This is a genomic window from Mesorhizobium sp. M0491 (assembly GCF_040321265.1).
In the GTDB taxonomy this organism is placed as follows: domain Bacteria; phylum Pseudomonadota; class Alphaproteobacteria; order Rhizobiales; family Rhizobiaceae; genus Mesorhizobium.
The window spans coordinates 127,819-153,371 of record NZ_JAMYRE010000018.1; the positions used below are offsets into that span (position 1 = coordinate 127,819).

The 25,553-nt window shown below is 64.8% G+C and carries 25 protein-coding genes; 14 read left to right on the forward strand and 11 right to left on the reverse strand.

Annotation, left to right across the window (positions count from 1 at the left end):
* Positions 1-29 precede the first annotated feature (29 nt).
* The 5 genes from NKI69_RS23150 to NKI69_RS23170 form a co-directional block, all read right to left on the reverse strand.
* Complete coding sequence (locus tag NKI69_RS23150) at positions 30-1,043, reverse strand: ABC transporter substrate-binding protein (protein WP_023811211.1); 1,014 nt, start codon at positions 1,041-1,043, stop codon at positions 30-32.
* 90 nt (positions 1,044-1,133) lie between these two features.
* Positions 1,134-2,156 carry an SMP-30/gluconolactonase/LRE family protein gene (locus NKI69_RS23155; protein ID WP_245273213.1) on the reverse strand — a complete coding sequence of 341 codons (1,023 nt, stop codon included), beginning with the start codon at positions 2,154-2,156 and terminating at the stop codon, positions 1,134-1,136.
* A 62-nt stretch (positions 2,157-2,218) separates the two neighbouring features.
* On the reverse strand, positions 2,219-3,130 hold the full coding sequence (locus NKI69_RS23160) for a YihY/virulence factor BrkB family protein (protein ID WP_245273214.1): 912 nt from the start codon (positions 3,128-3,130) through the stop codon (positions 2,219-2,221).
* A gap of 171 nt (positions 3,131-3,301) precedes the next feature.
* Positions 3,302-4,024 (reverse strand): response regulator transcription factor, encoded by a 723-nt coding sequence (locus NKI69_RS23165; protein ID WP_023811214.1) that lies wholly within the window; start codon positions 4,022-4,024, stop codon positions 3,302-3,304.
* Complete coding sequence (locus NKI69_RS23170) at positions 4,024-5,304, reverse strand: sensor histidine kinase (protein WP_023811215.1); 1,281 nt, start codon at positions 5,302-5,304, stop codon at positions 4,024-4,026. Before NKI69_RS23170 ends, NKI69_RS23165 begins: the two co-directional genes overlap by 1 nt.
* Positions 5,305-5,705: 401 nt before the next feature.
* On the opposite strand from NKI69_RS23170, the gene NKI69_RS23175 reads away from it, so the two are divergent.
* From NKI69_RS23175 to NKI69_RS23210, 8 genes are all read left to right on the forward strand, one after another.
* Complete coding sequence (locus NKI69_RS23175) at positions 5,706-8,126, forward strand: glucan 1,4-alpha-glucosidase (RefSeq protein ID WP_352722584.1); 2,421 nt, start codon at positions 5,706-5,708, stop codon at positions 8,124-8,126.
* 64 nt (positions 8,127-8,190) lie between these two features.
* Positions 8,191-9,204 (forward strand): phosphogluconate dehydrogenase (NAD(+)-dependent, decarboxylating), encoded by a 1,014-nt coding sequence (gnd, locus tag NKI69_RS23180; protein ID WP_127808739.1) that lies wholly within the window; start codon positions 8,191-8,193, stop codon positions 9,202-9,204.
* A gap of 22 nt (positions 9,205-9,226) precedes the next feature.
* Complete coding sequence (zwf, locus tag NKI69_RS23185; RefSeq protein WP_023811218.1) at positions 9,227-10,603, forward strand: glucose-6-phosphate dehydrogenase; 1,377 nt, start codon at positions 9,227-9,229, stop codon at positions 10,601-10,603.
* 12 nt (positions 10,604-10,615) lie between these two features.
* The gene (locus NKI69_RS23190; RefSeq protein ID WP_352612972.1) at positions 10,616-11,335 is read left to right on the forward strand and encodes an ROK family protein; all 720 of its coding nucleotides are present in this window, start codon (positions 10,616-10,618) and stop codon (positions 11,333-11,335) included.
* A 215-nt stretch (positions 11,336-11,550) separates the two neighbouring features.
* On the forward strand, positions 11,551-12,012 hold the full coding sequence (locus NKI69_RS23195) for a Ros/MucR family transcriptional regulator (protein ID WP_023811220.1): 462 nt from the start codon (positions 11,551-11,553) through the stop codon (positions 12,010-12,012).
* A gap of 180 nt (positions 12,013-12,192) precedes the next feature.
* Positions 12,193-13,293 carry an aminotransferase class I/II-fold pyridoxal phosphate-dependent enzyme gene (locus tag NKI69_RS23200; RefSeq protein ID WP_352722585.1) on the forward strand — a complete coding sequence of 367 codons (1,101 nt, stop codon included), beginning with the start codon at positions 12,193-12,195 and terminating at the stop codon, positions 13,291-13,293.
* Between the two features lie 163 nt (positions 13,294-13,456).
* Positions 13,457-14,695, forward strand: coding sequence for an MFS transporter (locus tag NKI69_RS23205; protein WP_128304137.1), 1,239 nt, complete (start codon positions 13,457-13,459; stop codon positions 14,693-14,695).
* Between the two features lie 51 nt (positions 14,696-14,746).
* Positions 14,747-15,055, forward strand: coding sequence for an NIPSNAP family protein (locus NKI69_RS23210; protein WP_024503037.1), 309 nt, complete (start codon positions 14,747-14,749; stop codon positions 15,053-15,055).
* A 96-nt stretch (positions 15,056-15,151) separates the two neighbouring features.
* On the opposite strand, the gene NKI69_RS23215 is transcribed toward NKI69_RS23210, so the two are convergent.
* The 6 genes from NKI69_RS23215 to hemC all read right to left on the reverse strand — a co-directional run bounded on the left by NKI69_RS23215 (position 15,152) and on the right by hemC (position 21,259).
* Positions 15,152-15,868 carry a glutamine amidotransferase gene (locus NKI69_RS23215; protein ID WP_128304138.1) on the reverse strand — a complete coding sequence of 239 codons (717 nt, stop codon included), beginning with the start codon at positions 15,866-15,868 and terminating at the stop codon, positions 15,152-15,154.
* A 14-nt stretch (positions 15,869-15,882) separates the two neighbouring features.
* Positions 15,883-16,362: a tellurite resistance TerB family protein gene (locus NKI69_RS23220; RefSeq protein ID WP_023811225.1), complete on the reverse strand. Its 480-nt coding sequence runs from the start codon at positions 16,360-16,362 to the stop codon at positions 15,883-15,885.
* Positions 16,363-16,398: 36 nt separating this feature from the next.
* Positions 16,399-18,000 (reverse strand): heme biosynthesis protein HemY, encoded by a 1,602-nt coding sequence (locus NKI69_RS23225; RefSeq protein WP_352722586.1) that lies wholly within the window; start codon positions 17,998-18,000, stop codon positions 16,399-16,401.
* Positions 18,001-18,010: 10 nt separating this feature from the next.
* Positions 18,011-19,507 (reverse strand): COG4223 family protein, encoded by a 1,497-nt coding sequence (locus tag NKI69_RS23230; RefSeq protein ID WP_352722587.1) that lies wholly within the window; start codon positions 19,505-19,507, stop codon positions 18,011-18,013.
* 110 nt (positions 19,508-19,617) lie between these two features.
* Entirely contained in the window at positions 19,618-20,331 is a 714-nt protein-coding gene (locus NKI69_RS23235) for a uroporphyrinogen-III synthase (RefSeq protein ID WP_352442092.1), read from the reverse strand.
* Between the two features lies 1 nt (position 20,332).
* Positions 20,333-21,259 carry a hydroxymethylbilane synthase gene (gene hemC, locus NKI69_RS23240; protein ID WP_128304142.1) on the reverse strand — a complete coding sequence of 309 codons (927 nt, stop codon included), beginning with the start codon at positions 21,257-21,259 and terminating at the stop codon, positions 20,333-20,335.
* 101 nt (positions 21,260-21,360) lie between these two features.
* On the opposite strand from hemC, the gene tsaD reads away from it, so the two are divergent.
* The 6 genes from tsaD to NKI69_RS23270 are packed head-to-tail and all read left to right on the forward strand — an operon-like array spanning position 21,361 to position 25,382.
* Positions 21,361-22,446 (forward strand): tRNA (adenosine(37)-N6)-threonylcarbamoyltransferase complex transferase subunit TsaD, encoded by a 1,086-nt coding sequence (gene tsaD, locus NKI69_RS23245; RefSeq protein WP_196815327.1) that lies wholly within the window; start codon positions 21,361-21,363, stop codon positions 22,444-22,446.
* The gene (locus NKI69_RS23250; RefSeq protein ID WP_352555151.1) at positions 22,443-23,462 is read left to right on the forward strand and encodes an NAD(P)H-dependent glycerol-3-phosphate dehydrogenase; all 1,020 of its coding nucleotides are present in this window, start codon (positions 22,443-22,445) and stop codon (positions 23,460-23,462) included. Before tsaD ends, NKI69_RS23250 begins: the two co-directional genes overlap by 4 nt.
* 36 nt (positions 23,463-23,498) lie before the next feature.
* The gene (locus NKI69_RS23255; RefSeq protein WP_127296565.1) at positions 23,499-23,795 is read left to right on the forward strand and encodes a YciI-like protein; all 297 of its coding nucleotides are present in this window, start codon (positions 23,499-23,501) and stop codon (positions 23,793-23,795) included.
* Between the two features lie 36 nt (positions 23,796-23,831).
* Positions 23,832-24,257 carry an EVE domain-containing protein gene (locus NKI69_RS23260; protein WP_352722588.1) on the forward strand — a complete coding sequence of 142 codons (426 nt, stop codon included), beginning with the start codon at positions 23,832-23,834 and terminating at the stop codon, positions 24,255-24,257.
* Positions 24,212-24,913: a class I SAM-dependent methyltransferase gene (locus NKI69_RS23265; protein WP_352722589.1), complete on the forward strand. Its 702-nt coding sequence runs from the start codon at positions 24,212-24,214 to the stop codon at positions 24,911-24,913. The genes NKI69_RS23260 and NKI69_RS23265 overlap by 46 nt, the downstream gene beginning before the upstream one ends.
* 52 nt (positions 24,914-24,965) lie before the next feature.
* Positions 24,966-25,382, forward strand: a complete 417-nt coding sequence (locus NKI69_RS23270; protein ID WP_352722590.1) for a DUF1761 domain-containing protein — start codon at positions 24,966-24,968, stop codon at positions 25,380-25,382.
* Positions 25,383-25,553: the final 171 nt, after the last annotated feature.

Genomic DNA, 25,553 nt, shown 5'->3' on the forward strand with positions numbered 1-25,553 from the left:
CGATACGGACGGCAACGCTGCCGTGACATTCACTTGATGTTGGCTTTGATGGCCGCGATCGCGTCTTCCTGCGTGTATTCGTGGCTGGCGACGCCGCCCTTGGGGATCTTCGGCAGCTCGGCCTCGAAATCGTCCTGTGTGAAGGCCAGGTACGGCACCAGCAGATCGTGCGGAATGTCGGTGCGGCCGTCGAGCACCTGCTGCGCCACCCAGAAGGCCAGGGACGACACGCCGGGCGCGATCGAGGCCGACCAGGTCTGGTAGCCGTCCTTGTCCTTCTGTTCCTTCCACCACTGCAGCTCGTCCTGGCGGTTGCCCATGATGATGGTCGGACGCGGCTTGCCGGCGGCGGCGAAGGCCTGGGCCGCACCGTAACCGTCACCGCCCTGGTCGACGACGCCGACGATGTCGGGCAGCGACGGCAGGATGGTCGCCACCGCCTTTTGCGCCGTCGTCTGGTCCCAGTCGCCGGTCACCGAACCGACGATCTTGAACTCGGGATGGGCGGCGACGCCTTCGAGGATGCCGGCATGGATGGCATCGTCGATCGAGGTCCCGGCAAGCCCACGGATTTCCAGAAGATTGCCGCCCTTGGGCTGGAACTTGGCCATCTGCTCGATTTCCTGCTTGCCCATGTCCTTGAAGTCGACGACGACACGGTAGGCGCAAGGTTCGGTCACGGTGCCGTCGAAGGAGACGACGACGATGCCGGCATCGCAAGCCTGTTTGATGGCGCCGTTGAGCGCATCCGGCGAGGCGGCGTTGATGACGATCGCGTCATAGCCCTGCAGGATCAGGTTCTGCACCTGTGCTGCCTGCGTCGGCACCTCCTTGTCGGCGGTGGTGAAGATGTCGGCCGCGCCGACGATCTTGTCGGCGACCGCCTTCTTGGTGACGATGCCATAGCTGTCGAGCATCGCCTGCCGCCAGGAATTGCCGGCATAATTGTTGGAAAAAGCGATTTTCTTGCCACTGGTGTCGGCCAGCGCCGTGCCCGAGGCGAGCATTGCCGCCAGAGCGCCCAGAACGAACAGTTTCTTCATGTCGTTATCCTCCCAGATGTGTTGACTGCTGCATTCCCACCGGCTTTGACCCCGGCCTCAACTCTGATTTGAGCACGGATTGTCGCGAGCTCAAAACAGTCTCAATCCCGGCACGCGCACCCTGAGCCGGTACAGCGACGTCGACGCCGTGATGTAGAGGCTTTGCAAATCGTCGTCACCGAAGGTGAAATTCGCGCAATCTTCCGGCGTCCGGATGACGCCAAGAATGGCGCCCGACGCGTCGAAAATGTGGATGCCGCCGGGACCGGTGCAGTAAAGATTGCCGCGGCTGTCGATCTTCATGCCGTCGGGCGCTCCCGGCCCCTCGCCCTCGGTCACTGCCCACACCGCGCCGCCATTGAGGTCGCCATTGGCTTCCACGCCGAACACCCTGATGTGCCCGCGTTCGGTGTCGTTGATGAACAGCCGCGACTCGTCCAGCGAAAAGCACAGCCCGTTCGGCTGCCCGAAATCGTCGGCCAGCAATGTCAGCCGGGCGCCGTCGCCATCGATGCGGTAGACGCCCTGGAACGGCAGGTCCTGCGGGCGTGGCACGCCATAGAATTCCTTCCGGCCATAGCCCGGATCGGTGAAGTAGATAGATCCGCCGGTGGCGACGACGATGTCGTTCGGGCTGTTGAGCTGCTTGCCCTGATGGTGCGTGGCAAGCACCGTCGCGCTGCCGTTGGGCTCGGCGCGGGTCACCCGGCTCGTCGCATGCTCGCAGGTGACCAGCCGCCCCTGGCGGTCCAGCGTGTTGCCATTGGCCTTGTGGCTCGGCGCGCGGAACAGCTCGATCTCGCCCTCGGCATTGCGGCGATACATCCGGCTTTCCGGAATGTCGGAGAAGACCAGCCATTTTTCGTAGGGGTGCCAGACCGGCCCTTCGAGGAAGCCGAAGCCGCTCGCGAGCGTTTCGATCGTCGCATCGCCGACGACGTCGTCGAAGCCGGAATGGCGCGCACGCGCCGACACCGACATCATCGGCTCCCGGCGCGAACAGCCGTGCTGCTCCGCATGGTGACGAATGGCATGAACGCTTCCCGATACAGTCTTCTTGTTGGGGCAGAGCGTAGGCGCGGTACCGACGAGCCGATACAGGTCAAAGCGCACGGCCGAGTGTGCGTTTGCACAGTCGGCCCTGCCTATCGAGCATAGAATAGGGCGACGCCAGATCAGGGCCGGCGAACACGCCGCAAAAGCGCGGTCAGGGTTGCGCTCGCGCAAGCTACGGCCACAAGCACGACCACGCCGGCAGCGTTGGATTTTTGCCCTGCGCGAAATGGGTCTTGCTGCGTGGGTTGAGGGCTGTGAACCAAGGTGTTCAGATCGGACCGGCTGCCGTGCCGAACGGAATAGGCCCGCGTGAACTCGGCACCGAGAAGGAAAATTTCCGACGAGTAGTAAACCCAGAGCAGTATGACGAGCAGTCCGCCGGCGGCGCCATACGAAGACGCAATCGCGCTGGTGCCGATATACCAGCCGATAAGCGATTTCCCCAGTGTGAACAGGGCCGCGGTCCCGACAGCGCCAATTGCCACATCGCGCCATTCCAGGGTTCGATCGGGTAAAACCTTGTAGATGGCGGCAAACATCACGGAGATAAGCGCAAACGAAACGACGCCATTGATCCCGCTGAGTATGATCGTTCCGAACGGCAGATGGGCGTTGATGAAAGCGCCCAGTGCCGAGATCGCGGCGCTTGCGATGAGAGAGACCAGCAACAGGAACCCGAGTGCGGCCACCAATCCCAGACTGGCGGCCCGCGCCCGCACCAGACGCGACAGGGAGTTGCCTTGCGGTTCGATCTTCCAGATTGTGTTCAACGACTGCTGCATCTCGCCGAAAACGCCAGACGCGGCCACCAGCAAGGTGACCAGCCCTATGATCGCGGCCCAGGTGCCGTATAGGCTGCCGGATGCACTTTCCAAGGCAGTCTTCAGGAGATCGGCGCTTTCCGGTCCCATCAGCCCTGATATCTGCGCGGACAAGGCCAATTGTGCGGCATCGTGGCCGAAGACGAGACCAGCGATCGCAACCACGATCAGCAAGATCGGCGCCAGCGACGTGGCGGCATAAAAGGCCATCGCCGCACCATGGCTAAGCGCATTGTCGTTGATGAAGCCGACTATGCTTTCACGCACCAGGTGCCATGAATCTGTGATTGAGGGTCGCACTTCGAGTCCGCAGGCATTGAGTTGGCGTTCACTAGCAATGCGCCGGACCTTCCGATGTTCCGGGGCGTGGCCGCCGCTGTTTCAGTGCTCCGCCAGCCAGGCATCGAGCCGGTCCTGTTCGCGGCGCAGTGCGTCGATGTTGATCAGGCCGCGCGCCATGGCGAGATAGATCGCCCGCGTCCGCGAGTTGAACACGGAAGCATCGCCGGCGCCGTCCTCCGCCGGCAGGATGCCGAGCTTGTCGTAGACATGCTTGATACGGCTCTGTGCGCCACGGATCGACAGGCCGCGGCGTGCCGCGATGGCGCGGTCGGTCAGGCCGAGCGCGATGTCGATCAGGCTCTCATATTCGCCGTCGGTGATGCCCTCGAACTTGTCCTGCACGCGGTGCTGGATGCCGCGGATCTCGCGGTCGATGATGCAGTGGCCTTCGCGGAAAACCCCGCGCAGGGCGGACCGCATGCCCTCCTCCGTCGCCGATTTGAGCACATAGCCATAGACCGAGCCCGGCGGCACGATGCGCGCCACGCCGCGCACATAGGCTTCGTCGGCGAAATTCGACCAGAACAGGATGTGCGTGCCGGCGCGACGGTTCCAGATCGCCTTGGCAACTTCGATTCCCGTCGCCTTGGGCATCTGCAAATCGAGCACGACATGCAGCGGCTCGCGTTCGGCCGCCAGGTTGATGGCGTCCTCGCCGTCGCTCGCTTCGATCACCTCGACGTCGCCGGGCCACAGCTGCTCCACCGTTCGCCGCGCGAAGCTACGGTGCAGCCCGTCATTCTCGGCTATCATCACAAGCATCACATGGCCTCCGATACGGCGAACTCGCCAGGCACCGCTGCAGCCGCCGCCAATTCTCGCGACGGCTGGCGGTCGATCTCGACGACGACACGGGTGCCGCCGTTCTTGCGGCCGGCCTGGCCGATACGCAGCCGCGCCCCGATAAGGGCTGCCCGCGTGTGCATATGGCCGATGCCGCCATACGCGGCCGGATCAACAGCGCCGCAGCCCTGGCCGTCATCCGTCACGATCACCCGCAGCACGCTCGCGGTCGACGCCAGCAGCACGTCGATGCGGTGCGGCGCGGCATGGCGCACGGCATTGTTGATCGCTTCCTGCACGATCCGGTAGAGCGCGGTCCGCACTGGCTCGGACAGGCTGTCGGCGCCACCGTCGCTGGTGTCGGCGATGCGCACGGCGATCGGCGGCTTGGCCCTGGCGACGCTGCGGTTGAGATGCGCCTCGACCGCGTCGCGCAGGCCGAACAGTTCGAGCACACTCGGCCGCATGTCGTCGACGATGTGGCGCAGTTCCGTCAGGCAGCCGGCGACCTCCTTTTCGAGATCGGCAAGCTGTGCCGCCCGCGCCACGCCCTGGCCGCGAAGCGCCGAAAGCTGGCGCGCGATGCGGGCGAGATCGGCAAGCGTCTGGTCATGCAGGTCCATGGCCATGCGCCGGCGTTCGCGCTCCATGCCTTCGGTCAATTGCGAGGCGCCGACGCGCAGCAGCTCGACGCGGTTGCGCGCCTCGCTCTCGGCCAGCATGGCGCGGCGCGCCTCCTCGGTCTGGATCAGCGCGAAGATGTAGGGCGCGATCAGGTCGGCGCATTGCTGGGCGACCGCGACATCGGCAAGCGTGTAGCAGTCGACCTCGTGCCGGCTGATGTTGAGCGCGCCGATGATGCCGCCCCGCGCCCTGAGCGGCACGACGATGCGGCTGCGCAGCCTGGCGGCGAAGATCGGGCCGTCGATAGCGGTGGCGAAATGGAACCGCTCGTCGCTCAACGCGTCGTCGGCGAGCAGATAGGGGACTTCGCCCCACAGCACCGAGCGGATCGGGCTGACTTCGGTCGGCAGCGGATGCTGGGCAAGCTCGCTCCAGCTGGTGTGGAAGCCGGCTTCGTAACAGGCGTGCCGGCGCCCGTCATGCGACAGCACCGCCAGATCCATGTGGTCGTGCGGAATGAGCGAGCCGATCTCGATGGCGGTCGCGCGGAACGCCGTGCCGGGATCGATATGGCCGGCAAGCGCCCGCGATATCGCCAGCAGCCGGTCGATCAGGACCAGGGACACTTCCGCCATTGTTTTCACGATCCTCCCGTGCCGCGAAATAGTGGACGCATGCCGCCGCCGCTGTCAACGACGGCGCCGTTGGCGATAGGGCCCCGCACTCAGCTTGACAAAAGAGCTGACGACAGCTCGGCGGTGTCGGCAGCCTTGTGGCGGTATAGGAATTTTTTCTTGACTGCGTGCCCTCAGCTATGGTACATTTTTGTCCATGGTGCTGATTTGCGCCAGTGACCCGCCGCACAGGCGGGTTTTTCGTTTGATGCTTCGTCAGCTACGCGCGGGCGAAGGCTCCGAAGAAACCCGTCAGCCCGAGTTCGTTGCCCTGCCGTTGGCCCGCCCGATCAACTTGCGGTGCAATGATTGTAAAGGGTTCGCGTCCTGGTCTAGGGAGGAGGCCAGGAGACCGAAACAGAATGCCAGTGACGCAAAACGTTGCTCCGGGCGCCCCGGGAATCCCGGCGCGCTGGACATCAAGCGCCAAGAGTGGCGTCGGAACGTCGCTTTCGCCGGCCGGCCGGATCTGGTTCACGATCAGCCACGGCATCCTCAACGAAGTCTACTATCCGCGCGTCGACAGCGCCTGCACCCGCGACCTCGGCTTGATCGTCACCGGCCCCGGCGGCTATTTTTCGGAAGAGAAACGCGATGCCGTGCATACGATCGAACCGTTCGAGGACGGCGTGCCCGCCTACCGGCTGGTCAATACGGCGAGCGACGGCGCCTGGCGGATCGAAAAGCGCATCCTCGCCGACCCGGAGCGCCCGGCGCTGCTGCAGGAAATCACCTACACGGCGCTGAAAGGAGTGCCCGGTGACTACCGCGTCTACGCGCTTCTGGCGCCGCATCTGGTCAATGCCGGCATGGGCAACACCGCATGGGTCGGCGAGCACAAGGGAAAGCCCGTGCTGTTCGCCTCGGGGCGCGGCTCTTGCCTGGCGCTGGCTTCGTCGCTGCCCTGGAAAACCGGTTCGGCCGGCTATGTCGGCTTTTCCGACGGCTGGCAGCAACTCCACAACACCGGAGAACTCGATCCGGCTTGCCAGCGGGCCGAGGACGGCAATGTCGCGCTGACGGGCGAGATCGGCTTTTCCGCTACAGAGACCAAGGCCTTGCTGGCGCTTGGGTTTGGCGCGACATCAGACGAGGCCGCGGAACATGCTTTCGCCAGCCTGAAGCAGGGTTTTGAACCCGCGGCGAAATCCTACCTCCAGAACTGGCGCAATTGGCAAAAGGGTTTGCTGCCGCTCGACGACCGGCACGCGGTGCCCGGGATCAACTTCTATCGTGTCTCGACGGCGGTACTGGCGACGCACCGATCGATCGCGACATCGGGCGCCGCGGTCGCCAGCCTGTCGATCCCGTGGGGCTTCAACAAGGGTGACGACGACCTCGGCGGCTACCATCTGGTCTGGCCGCGCGATCTGGTCGAGACGGCGGGCGGCTTTCTTGCTGCCGGCGATGCTGCCTCGGCCCTGCAAATCCTCGATTACCTCAGTTCCATCCAGCAGCCGGACGGCCATTGGCCGCAGAACGCCTGGCTCGACGGATCGGCCTATTGGCCCGGCATCCAGATGGACGAATGCGCCTTTCCGCTGCTGCTGGCCGATGCTTTGCGCCGCACCGGCCATTTGCCGCGCGCCAGGCTCATGACCTTCCTGCCGATGATCGAGCGCGCCGCCGGCTATGTCGTGCGCAACGGACCCGTCACCGGCGAAGACCGCTGGGAAGAGGATGCCGGCTACAGCCCGTTCACGCTCGCCGTCGAAATCGCCGCACTGCTTGCCGCGGCAGACCTGCTCGACGCCTGCGGCAAGACAGACGCCGCGACCTATCTGCGCGAGACATCAGACGTCTGGAACGACCAGGTCGAGCGCTGGACCTACGTCACCGGCACGGCGACCTGCAATCAAGTCGGCGTCGAAGGCTACTATGTCCGCATAGCATCACCCGACAGCGCCGAGGCCGGTTCGCCGAAGGACGGCTATGTCCCAATCAAGAACCGGCCGCCCGGCGACACGGATCGGCCCGCCAAGGAGATCGTCAGCCCGGATGCGCTGGCGCTGGTGCGCTTCGGTCTGCGGGCGGCTGACGACCCGCGCATGACAGACACGGTCAAGGTCATCGACGCGCAATTGCGCTGCGATCTGCCGCAAGGGCCGCTCTGGTATCGCTACAATGGCGATGGCTATGGCGAGCACGAAGACGGCGCAGCTTTCGATGGCACCGGCCAGGGTCGCCCCTGGCCGCTGTTGGCCGGCGAACGCGCCCACTATGAGCTGGCAGCGGGGCGCAAGGAAATCGCGGTCAGCCTGCTGGCGACGCTTGAAAGGTCCGCAGGCCCAGTCGGCCTGTTGCCGGAGCAGGTCTGGGACGGCGCCGATCTGCCGGAACGCGAACTGCGGCATGGCCGCCCCTCGGGCAGCGCCATGCCGCTGGTCTGGGCGCATTCGGAGCATATCAAGCTGTTGCGCTCGCTGCGCGACGGCGCGGTCTTCGACATGCCGCCGCAAGGCGTCCAGCGCTATATCGAGGACAAGACCGTATCGCCGTTCAGAACCTGGCGGTTCAACAACAAGATCCGCACCATGCCGGAGGGCAAGACACTGCGTGTCGAAGTGTTGGACCCGGCTACAGTCCACTGGAGCACCGACAACTGGGCGACCGCCCATGACAGCCGGACGGTGGAGAACGCCTTCGGCATCCATCTTGCCGAGCTGCCCGCGGCAAACCTCCACGAGGGAAGCACGCTGACCTTCACTTTTTTCTGGCCCGGGACCGGCGATTGGGAGAATGTCGACTTCTCCGTCATATCGGGCGACCAAGATGGCCAGTAGATCATAGCCAGTAGACCTTCCCTCGATAGACCCCATAAATCTCCTAGAAAACAGGGACGAAACCATGCAGATCGGAATGATGGGACTGGGCCGGATGGGCGCCAACATGGTCCGGCGCCTGATGCGCGATGGCCACGAATGCGTCGTCTACGACATCAACCCGGCCAGCGTCGCCGCCCTGGTGACCGACGGCGCGTCAGGGGCGGCCTCGATGGAAGAATTCGTCGGCAAGCTGGCCAAGCCGCGCTGTGTGTGGCTGATGCTGCCGGCGGCGATCACCGGCAGGATCATCGACCAGGTGGCGGCCCTGATGGAGCCCGGCGACATCGTCATCGACGGCGGCAATTCCTATTACCACGACGCCGTCGACCAGGCCGCGAAACTGGCCGGCAAGGGTATCCATCTTGTCGATGTCGGCACCAGCGGCGGCGTCTGGGGCCTGGAGCGTGGCTACTGCCTGATGATCGGCGGTCCCGACGTGGCGGTGCAGCACCTCGATTCGATCTTCGCCACGCTGGCACCGGGCGCCGATGCCGGCTCCAATCCGCCTGGGGATGCCGGCACCGCGCCCTTCGGCTATCTGCATTGCGGACCGAGCGGCGCCGGCCACTTCGTCAAGATGGTGCACAACGGCATCGAATATGGCGTCATGGCCGCCTATGCCGAAGGCATGAACATCCTGAAGTCGGCCAATGCCGGCAAGCGGCAACGGACGGCGGACGCCGAGACCAGTCCGCTGGAAAACCCGCAATACTACCAGTTCGACATCGACCTTCCCCAGGTGGCCGAGGTCTGGCGGCATGGCAGCGTTATCGGCTCCTGGCTGCTCGACCTGACGGCCGGCGCCTTGAAAAGCGATCCGGGCCTGGTGAATTTCGGCGGCCGCGTCTCGGATTCCGGCGAAGGCCGCTGGACCCTGAAGGCGGCTATCGACACCGGCGTGCCGGCTCCGGTGCTGTCCTCGGCGCTGTTCGACCGCTTCTCCTCGCAGGGCGAATCCGAATTCGCCGACAAGCTGCTCTCCGCCATGCGGTATGCCTTTGGCGGCCATGTCGAGAAGCCGAAGGCCGGCAAGTGACGACACGGGGAAAGACACGCGCATGAGCCAGGAACGGTCCGACACGCTGGTGCTCTTCGGGGCCACCGGCGACCTCGCCCACAAGAAGATATTTCCAGCCCTTTACCAGATGGTCGCCAAGGGCACGCTCACCGAGCCGGTGATCGGCGTCGCCTTCGACGCCTGGGATCTCAAGCAGTTGCAGGCGCGCGCCCGCGACGGCATCGTCAATGCGCTCGGCAAGATCGACGAGAAAGCGTTCGCCAAATTCGCCTCGCTGCTGCGCTACGTCAGCGGCGACTACCGCGATGGAGCGACGTTCGAGAAACTGAAGAGCGCGCTCGGCACCGCACAGCGGCCGCTGCACTACATGGCGGTGCCGCCGACCATGTTCGAGACCGTCGTCCAGGGGCTGGAGCAATCAGGCACCGCGCACGGCGCACGGCTGATGGTGGAAAAGCCCTTCGGTCACGATCTGCAATCGGCGCGCTGGCTGAACCGCGTCCTGCATCTGGTGTTCGACGAACAGTCGATCTTCCGTATCGACCATTATCTGGGCAAGGAAGCGATCCAGAACCTGCTCTATTTCCGCTTCGCCAATTCCTTCCTCGAGCCGATCTGGAACCGCAACTACGTCGAAAGCGTGCAGATCACCATGGCCGAGGATTTCGGCGTCGAGGGACGTGGCCGTTTCTATGACGATGTCGGCTGCATCAGGGACGTCATCGAGAACCATCTGCTCAACATCCTGTTGCTGCTTGCCATGGAGCCGCCTGTCGGCCGTTCCGCCGATGACCTGATCGACGAGAAGGTGCAGGTGCTGCGCGCCATCCGCACGTTGACCAAAGACGATGTCGTGCGTGGCCAGTTCACCGGCTATCTCGCCGAACCCGGCGTAGCGCCGAACTCGCCCGTCGAGACCTTCGCGGCGGTGCGTTTCTTCGTCGACACCTGGCGCTGGCAGGACGTGCCGTTTTTCATCCGCGCCGGCAAGAACATGCCGGTGCATGTCACCGAAGTGGTGGTGCGGCTGAAGCGGCCGCCGCTCGATGTCTTCGACCCGATCAAGCCCGCCGACCAGAACTACGTCCGCTTCCGCATCGACCCGCAGGTGGTGATCGCCATCGGAGCACAGCGCAAGGCGCCGGGCGACGACATGATCGGCGAGCAGGTGGAATTGACGGCGCTCGACGACAGCAAAAGCGACATGCCGCCCTACGAGCGGCTGATCGGTGATGCCATGAACGGCAACGGCCAGCTGTTCACCCGCCAGGACGCCAGCGAACTGGCCTGGCGCATCGTCGGCCCGGTGCTTGGCGACACCACGCCGCCGCACCTCTACGAGCCGCTCACATGGGGACCCGCGGACGTCATGGCCGGGTTCGGACCGCCCAATGGCTGGATCGATCCGGTGAAGTGAGAGGATCACACGATGGCCAAGAAAGTGAAGCAACCAGCATCGGGCACCGAGAAGCCGGACACTGAAAAAATCGTGCTCACGATCGACATCGGCGGCTCGCACGTCAAGATCCTCACCAGCGCCGGGGGCGAGGAGCGCCGCGCCGATTCGGGGCCGGGCCTGACGCCGCGGCAGATGATCGATACGGTCAACAAGCTCGCCGAAGGCCTGTCCTACGACGTCGTCTCGATGGGCTATCCCGGCCCGGTCAATCACAACAGGCCGCTCGCCGACCCCGCCAATCTCGGCACGGGCTGGGCTGGATTCGACTTTGCGGGCGCGTTCGGCAAACCGGTGAAAGTGGTCAATGACGCGCTGATGCAGGCCATCGGCAGCTACGAGGGCGGGCGTATGCTGTTCCTCGGGCTCGGCACCGGTCTCGGTGCGGCGATGATTGCCGACAACGTCGCCCAACCGATGGAACTCGCGCATTTGCCCTACAAGAAGGGCAGGAGTTTCGAGGATTATGTCGGCGAACGCGGCCTGGAAAAGCGCGGCAAGAAGAAATGGCGCAAATACGTCTTCGACGTCGTCGACCGGCTCCGTGCCGCCATGCAGCCGGACTATGTCGTGATTGGCGGCGGCAACGTCGACAAGCTCGATGAATTGCCCGCCGACTCCAGGCGCGGCGACAACACACGCGCCTTCGAAGGCGGGTTTCGTTTGTGGCGCGACAAGGCGCTGATAGTCTGATACTGTTATTGTTTAATATAGTTGTTCAAAATAACGTGTGATATGCCATCAAGTCGTTGCAATACGCAGATTTGCCGACTAGGAATTCCGCGCTACACCAACGCCATTCGTCCCGTGGACGCACGAAGGACGCCATAGCATTTTGATTTCGCGCATGATCCTTTCCGGAAGTCGAATCCGATTTTCAGGTCATTCGCTGTAGACGGAGAAATAGAGTGACCGACGATAGCAACAGTGCCCGTAAAGACATCGATCTGCTCGAGCTGACCGCTCACATCGTGTCCGCTTACGTCGAGAAGAACCGCTTGCCCGCCTCCGGCCTGGCCGACCTCATCGCCAGCGTCAGCGCCTCGATAAACGGGCTCGGCAAGCCTGCGGTCCCGGTGGCTGCCCCCTTGGTCCCGGCGGTCAACCCCAAGAAGTCGGTGACGCCCGATTTTATCATCTGCCTCGAAGACGGCAAGAAGTTCAAATCGCTGAAGCGTCACCTGGGCGTGCATTTCGGCCTGACGCCGGACGCCTATCGCGCCAAATGGGGCTTGCCGTCGGACTATCCGATGGTCGCTCCCAACTATGCGGCCTCGCGTTCGCTGCTGGCGAAATCGATCGGCCTCGGCCGCAAGGCGGCCCCCGTGAAGGCACCCGCCAAGGGCAGGAAGGCCAAGGCCTCGGCCTGAGGCATGTCGCCCAAAAGTGCGCAGCGGTTTTGGGACGACGACCTGCCTAAAGCAGAGACCTAGTTCAGTCCTGAGCCAACAGTTAGGACGACTGGAACAGAAGCCTGCCGGCGAATCCGCCTTGGCAGGCTTGATGTTTTTATGGCTTGGATGGACGGACGGGGCCTTGGGGAGCGAGCCATGAACTACACCAGGATGGTGATCGAGAAAGAAGCGCCGGAAGAATACGGCTACGACCGTATCCGCTACAATCTTTCGGAAAGTTCGATCGCCGACCAGAAGCTCTCCGACATCGGCCTGTCGCTGCCTGATCTCATGCTTTTCTATGGCGAGCATCGCGGCGACAAGCAGTTGCGTGCACTAATATCGGCGCAGGATGCCGGCATTTCGCCGGATGATGTCCTGGTCACCGCCGGTGCCGCGGGTGCGCTGTTCATCATCTCGACCTCGCTTTTGTCGGCCAATGACCATCTCGTCGTCATCAGGCCCAACTACGCCACCAACATCGAAACCCCAAGGGCGATCGGCTGCGCCATCAGCTTTGTCGACCTGGCCTTCGAGGAAGGCTTCGCCATTGATGTCGAGCGCGTCAAGGCGGCGATGCGGCCGGACACGAAGCTGATCAGCGTCACCTGCCCGCACAACCCGACCGGCACGATGATGAGCCGAGCTGAACTCGATGCCCTGGTGGCGCTTGCCGAAAGCAGCAACTGCCGTCTGCTGGTCGACGAGACCTATCGCGACCTTTCCTACGGCCGGCGGCTGCCGACGGCTGCCTCGCTGAGCCCGAAGGCGATCAGCGTCTCGTCATTGTCCAAGGCCTTCGGCATTCCCGGTATCCGCATCGGTTGGCTGATCACCAGGGACGCTGAGCTTCAGGAAAAATTCCTCGCCGCCAAGGAGCAGATCGGCATCTGCGGCAGCGTCATCGACGAAGGCATCGCCCGCGGCATGCTCGAACGCCGGGACGTCTTCCTGGCGACATTGCTGCCCGAAATGGCGGGGCGCCGCGACATCGTCCAGGCCTGGATCGATCGCGAACCGCTGGTCGACTGGGTGCGGCCCGAAGGTGGCGTCGTCGGCTTCCCGCGCCTCGATGTCAAACCTGGCTTCGACCTCGACCGGTTCTATGTGAACCTGCTGGAAAACCATGGCACCTATGTCGGGCCCGGCCACTGGTTCGAGATGGAGAAGCGCTTCTTCCGCGTCGGCTTTGGCTGGCCGACGGAAGCCGAATTGCGCGGCGGCCTTGATGCCATCTCCGCCGCGCTGCGGCAGTAACTACCACGTGCCGGCGATGAAACGGGCTGAAAATTCCTTGATCCAGCACTGATTTTGACGCATATCCGCTGCGAACTGAGCTAAAAAGTTCCGCCAGCCGGACCAGCGCCCATCGTGGAAGTGCCCCGCCAGCTGACGTCACTGCAACGGGGCCTCTTAAATCATGACAGCAGAACAGATATCGCCGGACCAGCGCTATGCCGCGTTTCGCCATCGCTCCTTCCTGAGCTATTGGGCGGCGCGTTTCCTCACCACATTCGCCACCATGATCGTGTCTGTCGCGGTCGGCTGGCAGATGTACGATTTGACCCGCGACCCGCTCGATCTCGGCCTTGTCGGCATCGTCCAGTTCCTGCCGTCGCTGCTTCTGGTGCTGGTCACCGGCGTCGTCGCTGATCGCTTCGGCCGCCGCCTGATCATGGCGCTGGCGGTCGTGGTGGAGGCGATGTGCGCGCTGGCGCTGCTGTTCCTGACGCTGCGCGGCATCAGCGGACCGCTGCCGATCTTCTGCGTGCTGGCCATGTTCGGCGTCGCCCGCGCCTTTTTCGGTCCGGCCTCCGCCTCGCTGTTCGCCAATCTGGTGCCGCCTCAGGATTTCGCCAACGCCATCGCCTGGAATTCATCGGCCTGGCAGACGGCGACCATCGTCGGCCCGGTGGCCGGCGGCCTGCTCTACGGCGTGTCGCCGGAAGCGGCCTACGGAACCGCCGCTGTCCTGATGCTCGTGTCCGGGCTGCTGATCTTCACCATCCCCAAGCCGTCGCAGCGCACCGAGTCGGAAAAGCCGACGATGCAGCACCTGCTCGGCGGGTTCAGCTACATCTGGAGCGAGAAGATCGTGCTCGGCGCCATCTCGCTCGATCTGTTTGCCGTGCTCCTGTCCGGCGCCTCGGCGCTGCTGCCGGTCTATGCGCGCGACATCCTCCAGCTCGGCCCCTGGGGTCTCGGCCTGCTGCGATCGGCGCCCAGCATCGGCGCCATTTGCGTCGCCATCTGGCTGGCCGGGCATCCGCTGCGGGACAATGCCGGCAAGATCATGCTCGGCTTCGTCGCCGCTTTCGGCGCCTTCACCGTGCTGTTCGGCCTTTCGACCATCACCTGGCTGTCGATCGTCGCCCTCGCTGGCCTCGGCGCCACCGACATGTTCAGCGTCTACATCAGGGAAACGCTGATCCAGCTGTGGACGCCCGACGAGGTGCGCGGCCGCGTCAACGCCGTCAACCAGGTCTTTGTCGGCGCCTCCAACGAGGTCGGCGAATTCCGCGCCGGCACGATGGCCGCACTGATCGGCACGGTGCCGGCCGTGGTGATCGGCGGCATCGGCGCAATCGCCGTCGCGGGCCTGTGGACGGTGCTGTTCCCGCAACTGCGCAAGGTGCGCCACCTCAACGGACGCAACTGATCTTCCTACGCTTGACAGCCGACATGCCTCGCCCATGCCACAGGAGCTCTCATGATCACTTGCTACCTGAAATATGTCATTGACCCCTACAAGCTTGCCGAGTTCGAAGATTATGGCCGTCGCTGGATAGCTTTGGTCAATCGCCTCGGCGGAAACCACCACGGCTATTTCCTTCCGAGCGAGGGGGCGAGCAATATCGCCTATGCCATGTTCAGCTTTCCGAGCCTTGCCGACTACGAGGATTATCGCAAACGGATGGCTGCCGACCCGGAATGCCAGGAAGTGTTTGAAATGGAAAAACGCAATCGCAGCATTCTCAGTTACGAGCGCAGCTTCCTGCGGCCGGTGCTCGAACCTTGATGCATGTCGCAAAGTGGCCCCGGTTTTGGGAGACCTACATGCATAAAGACAAAGACCTAAAGCGCGGCGCCTGAATCCGTTCAAACGCGACGCGCTTTAGCCATTGCTCGGCTTGCCGAAAATCATCCGCAGGAACTCGTCCAGCCAGCGCTTGAGATGCATGTCCCAGATCAGCCGGCCGCCGAGATGATCGCGACCGGGCTGGGCACCGGGCAATTCGAAGCGATGCGCGCCACGCACCACCCAGCGCTGCATCATCACTCTGGTCAGTTCGCCATGGAACTGGATGCCCCAGGCATTGTCGCCGTAACGGAAGGCCTGGTTGGGATAGGTTTCGGCCGTCGCCAGCAGCGTCGCGTCCCTGGGCAGCGAAAAACCCTCGCGGTGGAACTGGTAGACCATCTCCGGCCAGTGCATCAGTTGCTTGCCGGCTTCGGTCGCCTTCAGGGGATACCAGCCAACCTCGACCAGCCCTTCACCGTGTCCTTCGACCTTGCCGCCGAGGTAGTTGACCAGCATCTGTGCGCCGAGACAGATGCCGAGACATGGCCGGTTCTCCCTCAGCGGTATTTCCAGCCAGTTGGTCTCGCGGCGAACGAACTCGTCCTCGTCATTGGCGCTCATCGGGCCGCCGAACACCACCGTGCCGGCGTGGTCGTCCAGTGTTTCGGGCAAGGCGTCGCCAAGCGGCGGCCGGCGGATATCGAGATCGAACCCTTCTTCCAGCAACATGTGTCCGACACGTCCCGGGCTCGAACTCTCCTGATGCAGCACGATCAGGATCTTTGGCTTCGAACTCGTTTGGCGCGGCATGGGAAGCGAAGATCCTATTCGTCGCTCGATGTTCCGGTGGCGCCCGGCGCGTGCGCCGCCGCCTTGCGGCGCGCCTCGACGCGATCATGGCGTTCGACGCCGATCAGCTCGGCGACGCGCCAGACGGTGTTGTCCTCGAGCTCGTGCAACTCGCCGTCGGCATAGACGATTTCCCACATCAGGCCGATGAAGGCCTTGCGCGCATCGGCATCGAGATGGCGCTTCAGGACGCTGGTGAAGGCATAGAGATCGATCGCCTCATTGTCGGCCCGCTCGCCGGCGGCGGCAAGCGCTTCGAGTTCGGCGCCGCTGATCGAATAGCTCTCCGCCAGCACCGCCTTGAACCGCTCCCACTCGACATCCTGGCGCACGCCATCGGCATTCATCACATGGTAGAGCAGCGCCGAGGCGGCGATGCGCGGATCGTCCGTGCTGGCACGCGTGCCGGCACCGGCCGGCAAATCCCTGAGAAACGACAGAACGCGTTCAAACATAAGTCCATTCCCCAACGGCTCGATGGCCGGCCCAACTCAAAACAACCGAAACCGGCGCGGCGATTTTTCCGCTTCCTCGTCCGGATCGACGCCGGGATCGTCCGGCAGCCGCGCGAGCTCCTCGGCCGGCTCGACGCCCTCGGCATCGGCTGGCACCGCAGCAAAGGCCGCCGCGGTGATCGGCCTGACATGATCCTCGTGGCCCTCGGCATCCTTGCTCGACGACATGTCAGGGCCGGCATCATCGATCACCTCGATCGGTTTTTTTTCGCTCGTCGGCTTTGCCAATGCTTCGATGACCGGCGCCGCACCGGCTGGCATCTCATCATGGCTGTCGATCAACTGGCCGAGACGCTCCATCGGCGCACGCCACTCGAAGGCGTCGAGCCGGCCGGTGATCGGCGATACTGGCGCCCAGCGTTCCGACACCACGCCGTCGGCGACCCAGGCCGGATCGCGCGGCGCCCGCACCGCCCTGGACAGCAGCTGCCGCACCTTGCCTTGATCGCCGGTCTCGGCCTCCTCGATGTCTGCGAGCAGCAGGTAGGCGCCCTCGCGGCGGTCCATCCGGATCGCCGCCTCGGCCTCGCGGCGGGCGGTCGAGAAATCCTGTGCGTCGAGCGCGGCGCGCGCCACCGTCATCGACGATTCGGCGTGGTTCTTCTTCATTTCCTGCAGCTTCTTCGCCCGGTTGAGGCGGTCGAGCACGGCGTCGCCCGGCCTGGCATGGGTATAGAGCTCGGCGACTTCCGGATGCGGCTCCGCCTTCCACGCCGCCTCGAGGATTTTCGAGCCCTTGCGCACGTCGTTCTGCTTGAACAATGCGGCCGCGGCGGCAACGGCGGCGGGCGCGAAATCGGGCCTGAGCTTGTTGGCCTCGATCGCCGCCGTCCTGGCGGCAGCGGGATCGCTGTCGGCAAGCGCCTGTGCCTTGGCGGTCAGCAGCACGGCGCGGCGGCGGTTGGCGGCATCGCGTTCGATCTGCCGTGTCGATTTCTGCGCGTCGACCAGTTTCAGGGCGCCGTCCCAGTCGCCGCGCGCGGTCAGCTCTTCCAGCGTCGATTCCGCCGCCCAGGCCAGTTGCGGCGCCATCACCGCGGCACGGCCGGCATAATGCCTGGCGGCGTTGCGGTCGCCGAGCCGTTCGGCTTCCAGATAAAGCCCGCGCAAGCCCAGCAGCCGCATTTCCGGATCGTCGAGCATGCTTTCGAATTTCTGCCGCGCGCCTTCATGATCGCCTTCGAGCAGCGACGCCTGCGCTTCCAGCAGGTGGATCAGCGGCTCCTGGTCGGAACGGATCAGCTTGGCGGCTTCCTTGGTCTTCTTGCGGGCCAGCGCGCCATCACCGGCGCCGGCGGCAATCATGCCGGTCGACAGCGCCTGGTAGCCACGGTCGCGGCGGCGGACACGGAAATAGCGCGAGATGGTGTAGGGGCTGTTCCACAGCGACTTGAGCAGCCACCACAGGATCATCACCGCGGCGACCACGGCAACGACGGCCACCGCCGCCACCATCAGGCTGACCTGGTATTGATAGCCGTTGAAAGTGACGACCATGTCGCCCGGCCGGTCGGCCAGCCAGGCAAAGCCCAGCCCGAGCGCGAAAACGACGATGAGGAAGGCGAGCAGGCGGATCATTGTGTTGCCCTCATGCCTTCATCGCGCCCGAGATCAGCGCATCGACCTGGGTTTCGACCTCGATGCGTGCCTTCAGCTTGCCGGCAAAGTCCGCGCCAGCGGCCTTGGCGGCCTCGGGCAGCGTTTCATACTCGCTGAGTGCCTTGGCGTAATCGCCCTGGTTGACCGCCGCCTCCATGCGCGCGACGGTTTCCGGTGCGCCGGCGCCTTCGACGGCACCGATCGGCCTGACCTTGACCAGCGATTCGGCGCTCGACAGAAGGCTCTGAACGAAGCCGGCATTCTCATCGACGGGCGTCGCGGCTGTGACCATGGCATTGGCGGCGGCATCAGCCTGCGATGCGATCTCGGCGCGGGTCGGAACGCCCTTTTCAGCATAGGGGCGCAGGGCCGCAAGCTGCGGCGCATCGGGCGAAATCGCGGCAAGGGTTTCGAGTTCGGCCGAAAACGGCCCGCCACGCTCCAGCGCCGCCTTCAAGGCGGACGCCGCGATGGCAAGCGCGATCTTCGGCTGTCCCGCCGCCGCCTCGACCTTGCCGGACAGCTGCGACACGGACTGCTCCAGCGCTGTCAGCCGGCCCTCCTGCGCCGTCGCCGCCTCGCCGGCCGACTTCACCAGCGCGTCGAGGCCTGCCAGTTTCTCGTTGAGCGGACCGAGATCGACCGGCGCCGAGCTGCCGGCCTTGCCGAGCGCGGCGACCGCCGTCTCGATCTGCGCGACCTTGTCGCCCAGTGCGGCGACCCCGGCCGCGTCGCCTGCTCCACCTTTCTCGACAGCCGATTTCAGCGCCGCCACATCGGCCTTGACCTGTTCAAGGCCCGAGGACAGCCCGACCATCTTCGCCGCTCCATCGCCGTTGCCGCCGGCGTCCTTCAAACCGGCGATTTCGGTCTTCAGCGAGGCGATGTCGCCGTTGACGCTATCGAGCGAGACGCCGGCACCGGAACCCGGCGCGCCGAGCAGGCCGGCAAATTGCAGCCCGCCGGCGCCGACCAGCGCGATGACGCCGCCGATGATGCCGGCGGCGACGCCGTTGAGGCCGCCGCGCTTTTCAGGGGCTGGCGCCATTTTCTCGTCCCGTGTCTCGGGTTTTGCCTTGTTGCCGTCGGTCTGCGTGCGCTTCGCCGATGCGTCCTCGAAAATGTAGTCATTGGCTTTGGTCTTGCCTGCCGGCGCATCGAACGATCCGGGCTCGTCGGACGATCCGGGATAAGGGATCTCGGCCTCGCTAGCGGGCTTTGTCGCCGCTGCCGGCGGCTGCCCCGGTTCGGCCCGGGCGTCGGTATGCTCCCAGGGCTCGAGATCGGTCTGGTCGGCATGAACCGGCTCTTCGGGAACCTCGGGCTGCGAAGCGTTCGCTGCTTCCTCGGCCTTCGCCTCGTCTGTCTGAGCCCCCTGCCTGGCGGCGTCCTCGTCGGCGATGCGTGAGACGGCGCCCGGTTCGAGATCGATGGTCACCGGCTCGCGGCGGCTTTTCGAGTGTCGCATCTTCGGCGTCTTGACCATGCCTGGGCTCCGCACAATTCGCTTCGTCTCAACGCCTTGCGGCGCATGATGGTTCAGAAAGGGTCTAGCACATCACCAAGCGGTGAAAAGGGGCGGTGTGATGACGCGGCTCAGCGCGGCGCCTGCAAAAGCGCCAGCAGCACATCCTCGTCGGGTTGCGCGGCAATGCGGATCCTTTCGCTCGCGACATCGTCGAAGGCTGCCGCGATGCGCGTGGAAAGCGCAAAAACCCATGTTTTTTCGAAGAGTCCGCGCAGAGCGGGCCGTCTTGCCAGGATTTGCATCGCCGCCGCCGCCTTGGCTGAATAAAGCAACACCGCGTCGGCAGGTTGCCCGGACAGGCGTTCGAGGATGACTTCGTCCGGATAGCCCATTGTCAGCGTGTCATACGTCTCGACGGCGTGGACCCGAACGCCCGCCGTCACGAGCCTCTGTTCGAACGCCGGAAAACGCACGCGCCCGCAGAGATAGACAATCGTCTTTCCAGAAAAATCGGCGGCGAGACTGTCGGCCAACGCCTCCGCATCGCCCGGGCCTTCACTGACCGACGAAAACCCCGCTCGACGCGCCGCTTGCGCCGTCCTTTTGCCGACCGCATGGCAAGGTAAGGCGGCGAGCGTCGCGATGATTTCTTCCGGCGCATGGCGCACGGCATTGGCGCTGGTGACGGCCACCGCGACGGCATCGTCCAGGGTCAGTCCGGCGGCGGGCAACGCCTTTGTTTCGGTCAGGGGCAAAAGAACCGGCTGAAAGCCCGTCTCCTCAAGCCGACGCGCAGTGCGCGAAGCACCCGGTTCCGGCCTGGTCACCAGGACGCGAAGCATTTCAGAGCCAGCCGTCGAAGAACTTTTCGCCGGCCTTGGCGCGCACGCTCCGGGCCGCTTCACCGCCGATGCGGGCGGCGTCTTGCGCTGCCCCCTGCAGCTCGACCGTGTGCGACTGCGTCCCGTCGGGCGAGATGATCAGCCCGGCAAAAGACAGTTTTCCGGCCGCGATCGCCGCATAGCCGGCGATCGGCGTGCGGCAGGAGCCATCCAGCGCCGCCAGGAAGGCACGCTCGCAGGCCAGCGCCTGGCCGGTCGGCACATCATGGACGGCTGCCAGCATCTTTTCGACATCGCGGTCGCCGATACGGGTTTCGATGCCGATCGCGCCTTGCCCCGGCGCCGGCGGGAAGACATCGAGCGGTATCAGGTCGGTGACGACATGCTCGAGCCCAAGCCGCTTCAGCCCGGCATAGGCCAGGATCGTGCCGGCGGCGACGCCTTCTTCGAGCTTGCGCAGCCGCGTCTGCACATTGCCGCGGAACATCACCACGTCGAGATCCGGCCGCATCCGGCGGATCAGCGCTTGCCGCCGCAGCGACGACGAGCCGACTTTCGCCCCGCGCGGCAGTTCGGCGATCGTCTTCGCCGCCTTGCCGACAAAGGCGTCGCGTGCATCCTCGCGCGGCAGGAAGGCCGAGAGTTCGAGACCGTCGGGCAGTTGCGTCGGCATGTCCTTCGACGAATGCACGGCGATATCGATCCGGCCCGCCAGCAGCGCCTCCTCGATCTCCTTGGTGAACAGGCCCTTGCCGCCGGCTTCCGACAGCGGCCGGTCCTGGATGCGGTCGCCGCTGGTCGAGATGACGACCACCTCGAACGCCTCCGCCGGCATGCCATGCGCGGCCATCAGCCGCGCCTGTGCTTCATGCGCCTGTGCCAGCGCCAGCGGGCTGCCGCGTGTTCCGATTCTCAAGATTGTTTGCATGGCGCGCAGTCCGTGATAACCCCCCGGCAAGCGAGGCTTTTCCGGGGTTCTCCTAACGGGGAAAGCCCAATGATACAATCTTTAGGGACAGCGACGAATTGATCCGCGTGCTGGGCATAGAGACGAGTTGTGACGAGACCGCCGCCAGCGTGGTGGCCATCGACGGCGACGCCGCGCCAAAAATCCTGTCCAACATCGTGCTCAGCCAGATCGAGGAACATGCCGCGTTCGGCGGTGTCGTGCCGGAAATCGCCGCGCGTGCCCATGTCGAGGCGCTGGACGGCATCATCGAGGCAGCGCTTGCCGATTCGGGCACGGCGCTCGCCGATATCGACGCGATTGCCGCCACCGCCGGTCCCGGCCTGGTCGGCGGGCTGATCGTCGGGCTGATGACCGCCAAGGCAATCGCCGCGGCGGCGAACAAGCCGCTGATCGCCATCAACCACCTCGAAGGCCATGCGCTGACCGCAAGGCTGACCGACGGGCTCGACTTTCCCTATCTCTTGCTGCTGGTCTCCGGCGGCCATACGCAAATCGTCGCCGTGCGCGGCGTCGGCGACTACCAGCGCTGGGCAACGACCATCGACGACGCGCTCGGCGAAGCCTTCGACAAGACGGCCAAGATGCTCGGCCTGGCCTATCCCGGCGGACCGAATGTCGAGAAGGCGGCACAGGCCGGCAATGCCTCGCGCTTTGCCTTTCCGCGCCCGATGAAGGGCTCGGCCCAGCCCGACTTCTCCTTCTCCGGCCTCAAGACCGCCGTGCGCCAGGCGGCGAGCGCCATTGCGCCGCTGAGCGACCAGGACGTCGCCGACATCTGCGCTTCGTTCCAGGCAGCGGTGGCCGATGCGCTGGCCGACCGTGTCTCCCGCGCGCTGACGCGCTTTCGCGAGACATTTCCCGGCACGAAAAACCCGGCCCTCGTCGTTGCCGGTGGTGTCGCCGCCAACCGCACGATCAAGATCATGCTGGAGCGGCTCTGTGCCGAGACCGGCTTCACCTTCATTGCGCCACCGCTGAAGCTTTGCACCGACAATGCGGCGATGATCGCCTGGGCCGGCATCGAGCGGCTGCGCGCCGGCATGGCGCAGGAGAACGGCTTCGATTTCGTGCCGCGCTCGCGCTGGCCGCTGGACAGCATCTCGGCGCCGATGGTCGGCTCCGGCCGGCGCGGAGCCAAGGCATGAACGAGCTGGCAAGCGGCAACGACACCGCGCCAACCGGCTGGCGCGTTGCCGTGCTCGGCGGCGGGGCCTGGGGCACTGCCTTGGCCTTGGCCATGCTGCGCGCCGGCCATTTCGTCCGCCTTTACGCGCGCGACCCGGAGACCGTCGCCGCGATCGACCGCGGCGAAAATCCACGCTATCTGCCGGGCATTGCGCTCCAGCCCGGCATCGTGGCGACGAGCAACATCCAGGCCGCGCTCGACGGTGCCGACTGCGTGCTGGCGGTGACGCCGGCCCAGTCGCTGCGGACTACGCTGGCGGCAGCGAAGGACCAGATGCCGGCCGGTGTCCCGCTGGTTCTGTGTGCCAAGGGCATCGAAAGCGAGACCGGCGCCTTGCTGTCGGCGATCGTCGAAGAAATCCTGCCGCTAAATCCGGTTGCCGCTCTGTCGGGTCCGAGCTTCGCCACCGACGTCGCCCGCGGCCTGCCGACGGCCGTTGTGGTCGCTGCCCGCGACGAGGCATTGGCCGCCGATCTCGCCGCCCGCTTTTCCGCCGAAAACCTACGCTGCTATTCGAACGACGACCTGATCGGCGTCGAGATCGGCGGCGCCTTGAAGAACGTCTTCGCCATTGCCGCAGGTGCTGTCGCTGGCGCGGGTCTCGGCGCCAGCGCCCAGGCCGCAATGGTGACGCGCGGCTTTGTCGAGCTGCGCCGCATCGGCGCTGCCTTCGGCGCCAGGCCCGAAACGCTGATGGGGCTTTCCGGCCTTGGCGACCTGCTGCTGACCTGCTCGTCCACCCAGTCGCGCAATTTCGCCTATGGCCTGGCGCTCGGCCAAGGCAAGCCGCTTGCCGGATTGCCGCTCGCCGAAGGCGTGCCGACGGCGGCGATCGCTGCCCGCATCGCCACCGAGCGCAACATCGACGCGCCGATCATTGCCGCTGTCGCCGCCATACTGGACGGTGCCATCACCGTCCGGCAGGCTGTGACGGCCTTGATGACCCGGCCGCTGAAGACCGAAACCAACGATTGATCCCCAACCTTGAACCCGAGACCAGGAGAGAGAACCATGCTGTTTGCTGTGATTTGCAAGGACAAGCCCGGAAGCCTGCAGGTGCGCCTCGACACGCGGCCCGAGCATATTGCCTTTCTCGAAGGGTTGAACGGCGACAAGAAGCTGGCCTTCGCTGGTCCGTTCCTTGATGCCGAGGGCAAGCCCAATGGCAGCCTCGTGGTCGTCGAAGCGCCCGACCTGGCAGGTGCGCAGGCTCTGTCGGCGGCCGACCCCTACGCCAAGGCCGGGCTGTTCGAAAGCGTCGAAATCCGCCCGTGGAACTGGACGTTCAACAAGCCGGCGGCTAGTTAATCCCGGTCGCCGCGCGACTCCTAGGAGGAGAAAGACATGAACTACTGGCTGTTCAAATCCGAGCCATTCAAGTTCTCCTTCGAGATGCTGAAGGCCAAGGGCAAGGCCGGTACGCAATGGGACGGCGTGCGCAACTACGCCGCGCGCAACAACATGAAGGCCATGCGGATCGGCGATCTCGGCTTCTTCTACCATTCCAACGAAGGGCTGAACGTCGTCGGCATCGCTGAAGTCTGCGCGCTTGCCCATCCCGACACCACCTCGGACGATCCGCGCTGGGAATGCGTCGACATCCGCGCCGTAAGGGATGTGCCGAACCCGCCGACGCTGGAACAGGTCAAGGCCAATCCCAGGCTTGCCGACATGGCGCTGGTGCGGCTCGGCCGGCTTTCCGTGCAGCCGGTGACGCCGGCCGAATGGAAGGAAGTCTGCCGCATGGGCGGCTTGACGCCGGCTCCGTGACGGCGCTGACGCCCAACAGCGCGAGGCAATTCATTCTCGACAACACGGCGCTGATGGCGCCGCCGCACGTGCCGGAGATCCTGCTTCATCTTGCCGACGAAGCGCATGATTTGTGGCAGCGGACCGAGGATGAGCTGGTCGAGATCGGCCTGCCACCGCCTTTCTGGGCCTTTGCCTGGGCCGGCGGCCAGGGCCTTGCCCGCTATGTCCTGGACAATCCCGGCACGGTGCGGGGCAAGCGCGTGCTCGACTTCGCTTCCGGCTCCGGCCTCGTCGCCATCGCTGCCGCCAAGGCAGGTGCCGCCAAGGTGATCGCAACCGACATCGATCCGTTCTGTGCCACCGCGATCCGGCTCAACAGCGAGATCAACGGTGTCGGGACCGAATTCCTCGGCACGGATTGCATCGGCACCGATGCAGGTTGGGACGTGGTCCTGGCCGGTGATGTTTTCTACGACAAATCTTTCGCGGACCGGCTGATGCCATGGTTCGCAACGCTGAAGGCCCGCGGCGCCGCCGAGATCCTCGTCGGCGATCCCGGACGGTCGTATCTGCCGAAGGCAGGGCTGGAGCCGCTTTCTGTGTATGAGGTGGCCGTCACGCGGGCACTGGAGGATGCGCTCGTCAAGCATACTACTGTCTGGCGGTTTGCTTGACGCCAACGCCGAACAGGCGTTCCATCAAGTTCGCATCTGGAGGGGGAAGCTCATGGATTTTTCAGCAGTGAACTGGCTGGCGGTGATCGCCGCCGCAATTCTGGCATGGCTGTTCGGCGCCGCTTGGTACATGGGCCTGAGCAAGCCGTGGCTGAAAGCCGCCAAGCTCGATCCGGCGACGATGAAGAAATCGCCGCTGCCCTTCGTCATCAGCTTCATCGCCGAACTGGTCATGGCGTACATATTGGCGCTGGTCGTCGGCGCGATGACCGGCGGCGAGCCGACATGGATTGCCGGCCTGGTCTTCGGCTTCGTGCTCTGGCTGGGTTTCGTCGCCACGACGCTCTCGGTCAACCATCGCTACGAGAATTTCGGCTGGGATCTGACCCTCATCGACGGCGGCCACTGGCTCGGCGTGCTGCTGATCATCGGCGCCGTGATCGGCTGGTTCGGCCCGGCGGCAACCTGATCAAGAACGGAGTAGGGCAGTAAGGCAGTAGGGGAATAGGGGGCAAACGGCACCGACTGCAATCCCTACTGCCCTACTGCCCTACTGCCCTACTGCCCTACTGCCCTACTGCCCTACTGCCCTACAGCCCTACTGCCCTACTGCCCTACTGCCCTCTGCCCTACTGCCCTT